The organism is Vibrio jasicida CAIM 1864 = LMG 25398 (genome assembly GCF_000400365.1).
GTDB lineage: Bacteria > Pseudomonadota > Gammaproteobacteria > Enterobacterales > Vibrionaceae > Vibrio > Vibrio jasicida.
In genome coordinates this window covers 1-5,740 of record NZ_BAOG01000220.1, presented here as the reverse complement: position 1 = coordinate 5,740, position 5,740 = coordinate 1, and the positions used below count along the sequence as shown (strand labels likewise).

At 44.7% G+C, this 5,740-nt stretch carries 4 protein-coding genes; 3 read left to right on the top strand and 1 reads right to left on the bottom strand.

All coding sequences use genetic code 11. From position 1 onward, the window contains the following. Positions 1-34: 34 nt before the first annotated feature. Positions 35-763 (bottom strand): outer membrane protein assembly factor BamD, encoded by a 729-nt coding sequence (locus VJL_RS27020; RefSeq protein ID WP_038874006.1) that lies wholly within the window; start codon positions 761-763, stop codon positions 35-37. 136 nt (positions 764-899) lie between these two features. Here VJL_RS27020 and rluD point away from each other — a divergent pair, with 136 nt between their 5' ends. The 3 genes from rluD (at position 900) to clpB (ending at position 5,329) form a co-directional block, all read left to right on the top strand. Then, complete coding sequence (rluD, locus tag VJL_RS27015; protein WP_038874005.1) at positions 900-1,877, top strand: 23S rRNA pseudouridine(1911/1915/1917) synthase RluD; 978 nt, start codon at positions 900-902, stop codon at positions 1,875-1,877. A gap of 1 nt (position 1,878) precedes the next feature. Continuing rightward, the gene (pgeF, locus tag VJL_RS27010; protein WP_038882442.1) at positions 1,879-2,607 is read left to right on the top strand and encodes a peptidoglycan editing factor PgeF; all 729 of its coding nucleotides are present in this window, start codon (positions 1,879-1,881) and stop codon (positions 2,605-2,607) included. A gap of 148 nt (positions 2,608-2,755) precedes the next feature. Beyond that, complete coding sequence (gene clpB, locus VJL_RS27005) at positions 2,756-5,329, top strand: ATP-dependent chaperone ClpB (RefSeq protein WP_038882441.1); 2,574 nt, start codon at positions 2,756-2,758, stop codon at positions 5,327-5,329. Positions 5,330-5,740: the final 411 nt, after the last annotated feature.

Genomic DNA, 5,740 nt, shown 5'->3' with positions numbered 1-5,740 from the left:
AAACCCGCCACAAGCAAAGCTGTGGCGGTTGGTGTTATTTTACTGGGTTAAGCTTTATCAGCTCTTCCGTTCTGGCAACTGCATCTTTTAGTTCCAGTTGCTTGTAAGCTTCTAACTGAATATCCAGTGACTTGCGTGCTGCTTCAGTATCTGGGAATGCTTTTTGAAGTTCTTGGGCACGGTTAATCGCAGCAATCCAAGCTTCACGGCGTAGATAGAAGTCCGCAGTAGCAAGGTCGTAGTTTGCTAAGCGGTTTTTCAGTGCCACCATGCGTTTTTGTGAATCTTCAGCATATGGGCTGTTTGGGTAACGCTCTAGCAGTTTTTTGAAATCATCAAATGCTTTCTTAACTGGCTCTGGATCTCGGTCACTACGGTCAACGTTGAACAAGTCATGCATAAAGTTACGGTCTTGCGCCATGTGGCTCAAACCACGCATGTACAATACCCAGTCCATTTTTTCATGAGTTGGGTTCAAACGCATAAAGCGAGAAATCGTTGCAAGACCTAATGCTAGGTCGTCGTTTTTGTAGTACGCGTAAATAAGGTCAAGTTGTACCTGCTCAGAGTAGGCACCAAACGGGTAACGCGAATCTAAAGCTTCCAATTTCTCAATAGCAGAAAGCCAGTTACCACTTTGAAGCGACGTTTGCGCGTCAGCATACAGTTCAGAAGGTGGCACATCAGGAACGATTTCTTCTTTGCTTGCACAGCCAAACAGAAGGGATACCGCTAAAAGGCCTGTTAAAGTCTGATGTTTCATATCAGGAGTCTGTTCCTTGAATCTAAATATTTCTTAAGCTGCCGTTACTTTCTTTCCAGTAACAGATACAATGACGTAATAGTCTATTTTTCCACAGTCGTGAGCATTAGTCTCACAGTTTTTAAAAAAGTTCGATATGGCTCAGCAGATTGTTTTAACCAACACCGTAAAAGATAGCCAATTAGGTCAACGTTTGGACCAAGCTATCGCCGAATTATTCGCAGACTTTTCTCGCTCTCGCCTGAAAGAATGGCTTCTTGACGGGAAAGTACAAGTGAATGGTGAAGTTGTCACTAAACCTCGCACCAAAGTTATGGGTGGCGAGGAAATTACCTTGCAAGCCGAGCTGGAAGATGAAGAACGCTGGGAAGCGCAAGATATCCCTCTAGATATCGTCTACGAAGATGATGACATCATCGTAATCAATAAGCCTCGTGATTTTGTTGTTCACCCTGGTGCGGGTACTCCAGATGGTACCGTGCTCAACGCACTATTGCATCATTATCCTGATATTGCAGAAGTACCTCGTGCAGGTATTGTGCACCGTTTGGATAAAGATACGACTGGCCTAATGGTGGTCGCAAAAACCGTTCCGGCGCAAACTCGTCTAGTTCGTGCTCTGCAAAAACGTAACATTACACGTGAATACGAAGCGATTGCTATCGGCCGTATGACAGCAGGCGGTAAAGTGGATAAGCCAATTGGTCGTCACTCTACTAAGCGTACGCTGATGGCTGTAGCACCTCTGGGTAAGCCAGCAGTAACACACTACCGTGTTGCTGAGCACTTCCGCGAGCATACACGCATTCGTCTTCGTCTAGAAACCGGTCGTACACACCAAATCCGTGTGCACATGTCTTACCTGCAGCATCCGCTATTAGGTGATACCGCTTACGGTGGTCGTGCTCGTATCCCAACAGGTGCTTCAGAAGAAGTGACTGCGATGATTCGTGGTTTTGACCGTCAAGCACTGCACGCGGTAATGCTTCGCTTTGAACATCCTATCACTGGTGAAGAGCTTGAGTTCCATGCTCCAGTGCCTGCGGATATGGTCGTCATGACAGAAGCGTTGCGCAAAGATACAGAAGAATACGGTCTACCAGACGAGTTCTAATATGAAGACAGTTATTCCCAACTGGCCTGCGCCTAAGAATGTAAAAGCTTTTTCCTCTACGAGAGTAGGGGGCTTTTCTTCTGCTCCGTATCAAGGGCTTAACTTAGGTGCACACGTTGGGGATGAACTGTCATTAGTTGAAAAAAACCGCGAATGGTTAGCGCAACAGGCAAATATGCCGACCGCACCTATCTGGTTAAACCAAACTCATTCGACGGTTGTCACTCAAGTGAGTGCTCCGACTTTGCAAGTGCTCGATGCGGATGGTATATATACGTGTTCAAGCAATGTTATCTGTTCTGCTATGACGGCAGATTGTTTACCCGTTTTACTGACCAATATGCAAGGTACCCAAGTTGCTGCGGTGCATGCCGGTTGGCGTGGTTTAGCGAATGGTATCATTGAAAACGCATTAGAGTTGTTTTCTGGTGAGGTAATGGCGTGGCTTGGTCCTGCTATTGGACCAAAAGCATTTGAAGTGGGGGAGGATGTCCTCCAAGCCTTTATGGATTTCGACTCACAAGCTCATCAAGCCTTTACCCCTCGTGATGTTGAAGGAAAGTGGTTAGCGGATATGTCCAAGCTTGCAACTCAGCGTCTTAATAAACTTGGTGTCACTCAAGTATTTGATTCAGGTCTATGTACTTTTCAAGACAAAGATGACTTTTATTCCTATCGCCGTGATGGTGTGACTGGTCGACAAGCCACTTTTATTTGGATTGAAGATTAACTCTGACCAAGCGCAAATTCGCTATGATGCATAGCTCTATTTTTGCAAAGCTATCTTTATTGATTCACTCCCTTGAAATTCCCCCTTTGCGTATCCATCTTTCTAACTGTCAAAAGAATTCTCTTAAGTTGAGGTTAGGAAGGAAGATATGCGTCTTGATAGATTCACAAGTAAGTTTCAAATCGCTATCTCTGATGCTCAGTCACTGGCGTTAGGGCGCGATCATCAATACATCGAACCAGTCCATCTTATGGTGGCTTTGCTGGATCAAAACGGTAGCCCAATTCGTCCATTGCTAACAATGTTAGATGTCGACGTTACTCAGTTACGTTCAAAGTTGAGCGAGATGTTAGACCGATTGCCAAAAGTAAGCGGTATTGGTGGTGATGTTCAATTGTCTAGTTCAATGGGGACTTTGTTTAACCTGTGTGACAAGGTGGCTCAAAAGCGTCAGGACTCTTACATCTCATCAGAAGTCTTCTTACTTGCTGCAATGGAAGACCGCGGTCCTCTTGGTCAATTGCTTAAAGAGCTCGGCTTAACTGAGCAAAAAGTTAGCCAAGCAATCGAAAAGATCAGAGGTGGTCAAAAGGTCAATGACCCCAATGCAGAAGAGCTTCGCCAAGCCTTGGAAAAGTTCACGATTGACCTTACCGAACGTGCAGAGCAGGGTAAGCTGGATCCTGTGATCGGTCGCGATGATGAAATCCGTCGAACCATTCAAGTACTGCAACGTCGAACTAAAAACAATCCTGTCATTATCGGTGAGCCGGGCGTGGGTAAAACCGCTATTGTGGAAGGTTTGGCGCAGCGCATCATTAATAATGAAGTTCCGGAAGGTCTACGCGGGCGTCGTGTGCTTTCACTAGATATGGGATCGCTCGTAGCAGGAGCGAAATATCGTGGTGAATTCGAAGAACGTTTGAAATCGGTATTGAATGAATTAGCCAAAGAAGAAGGCAACGTTATTCTCTTTATCGATGAATTACATACTATGGTCGGCGCTGGCAAAGGCGAAGGCTCTATGGATGCAGGCAATATGCTTAAACCAGCGTTGGCACGTGGCGAGCTTCACTGTGTCGGTGCAACAACATTGGATGAATATCGTCAGTATATAGAGAAAGATGCCGCACTTGAGCGTCGTTTCCAAAAAGTGCTGGTGGACGAACCTAGTGTTGAAGATACCGTTGCGATTTTGCGTGGTCTAAAAGAGCGCTATGAACTTCATCATCATGTAGAGATTACCGACCCTGCGATTGTCGCAGCGGCCAGTTTGTCACACCGTTATGTGTCAGACCGTCAATTACCGGACAAAGCGATCGACTTAATTGATGAAGCGGCTTCTAGCATTCGTTTGCAGATTGACTCCAAGCCTGAGTCACTAGACAAGCTAGAGCGTAAGATCATTCAGCTTAAAATCGAACAACAAGCATTAAGTAATGAACATGATGAAGCGAGTGAAAAACGTTTAAATGCACTTAATGAAGAGTTGGATGAAAAAGAACGCGAATACGCGGAGCTTGAAGAAGTGTGGAATGCTGAAAAAGCGGCCCTTTCTGGTACACAACATATTAAAGGTGAACTAGAGCAAGCGCGTATGGACATGGATTTTGCTCGCCGCGCAGGTGATTTAAACCGTATGTCTGAATTGCAATACGGTCGTATTCCTGAACTTGAAAAACAACTCGACCTTGCAACTCAAGCTGAGATGCAAGAGATGACGCTACTACGCAATAAGGTGACGGATAACGAGATTGCAGAAGTACTCTCTAAGCAAACGGGTATACCAGTCTCTAAAATGCTCGAAGCAGAAAAAGAGAAACTGCTCCGCATGGAAGAGGTATTGCACAAACGTGTGATTGGTCAGGCAGAAGCGGTAGAAGTGGTATCGAATGCAATCCGCCGTAGTCGAGCAGGATTATCAGATCCAAACAAACCAATTGGTTCCTTCTTATTCTTAGGCCCTACGGGGGTGGGTAAAACGGAATTGTGTAAGACACTCGCGAGCTTTATGTTCGATAGCGAAGACGCAATGGTACGTATCGACATGTCTGAATTCATGGAGAAACATTCTGTGGCAAGGTTAGTTGGTGCGCCTCCGGGTTACGTTGGTTATGAGGAGGGTGGTTATCTAACAGAAGCGGTTCGTCGCAAACCTTATTCTGTCATCCTATTAGATGAAGTAGAAAAGGCGCATCCCGATGTGTTCAATATTTTGCTGCAAGTATTGGATGATGGTCGATTAACTGATGGTCAGGGTAGAACGGTTGATTTCCGTAATACTGTAGTGATCATGACATCGAACTTAGGTTCAGCTCGCATCCAAGAGAACTTTGCTACTCTGGATTACCAAGGCATTAAGAATGAAGTTATGGATGTGGTTAGTAAGCACTTCCGTCCTGAGTTTTTAAACCGTGTTGATGAAAGTGTTGTATTCCATCCGCTTGGTCAAGAGCACATAAAGTCGATTGCTTCTATTCAACTGGAACGTCTAGCTAAACGCTTAGAAGAAAAAGGTTACCAATTAGAGGTATCCGCAAAAGCCCTCGATTTGATTGCTCAAGTTGGTTTTGATCCTGTGTATGGTGCGCGACCTCTAAAACGTGCCATTCAACAAAATGTCGAAAACCCACTAGCGAAATCAATCTTAGCCGGACAAATATTGCCAGATAAGAAAGTACAGCTGATTGTGAACAATGACCAAGTTATCGCTCACCAGTAATTTCACTAATGCAGTGAAAAGTGAGATGAAGTTCAAGGTTTAGGGGGCAGTAGCCCCCTTTTTGATGCACTTTTATCGGGTTTTGATTGTTTTCTATACGAACGAACCAAAAAGATAAGTTTTTTTGAAAAATAGGGTTGTGTTCCTAAACGAACTCCCTATAATGCGCCTCCGTTGTCACGGGAAAGCAAACAAAGCGAAGCCGAGATGACAAGGTCAGTGAGTTCGAAAGTAACTCACAGAGAAATAACTTAAAAAAGTGTTTGACACGATAAGTTATCTCGCTAAAATGGCCGTCCACTTTGAAGAGAACTTCAGAGTGTGCTCTTTAAAAATAAGAACCTATCAATCTGTGTGGGCACTCGTTGATGATAATCCAATTAGAAATTTCTCTTAATAAAGAGCGGTTTC

What these genes read in the sequence shown, in the direction of transcription:
- VJL_RS27020 (WP_038874006.1), bottom strand. Translation starts at nt 763, where the DNA reads ATGAAACATCAGACTTTAACAGGCCTTTTAGCGGTATCCCTTCTGTTT.
- rluD (WP_038874005.1), top strand. Translation starts at nt 900, where the DNA reads ATGGCTCAGCAGATTGTTTTAACCAACACCGTAAAAGATAGCCAATTA.
- pgeF (WP_038882442.1), top strand. Translation starts at nt 1,879, where the DNA reads ATGAAGACAGTTATTCCCAACTGGCCTGCGCCTAAGAATGTAAAAGCT.
- clpB (WP_038882441.1), top strand. Translation starts at nt 2,756, where the DNA reads ATGCGTCTTGATAGATTCACAAGTAAGTTTCAAATCGCTATCTCTGAT.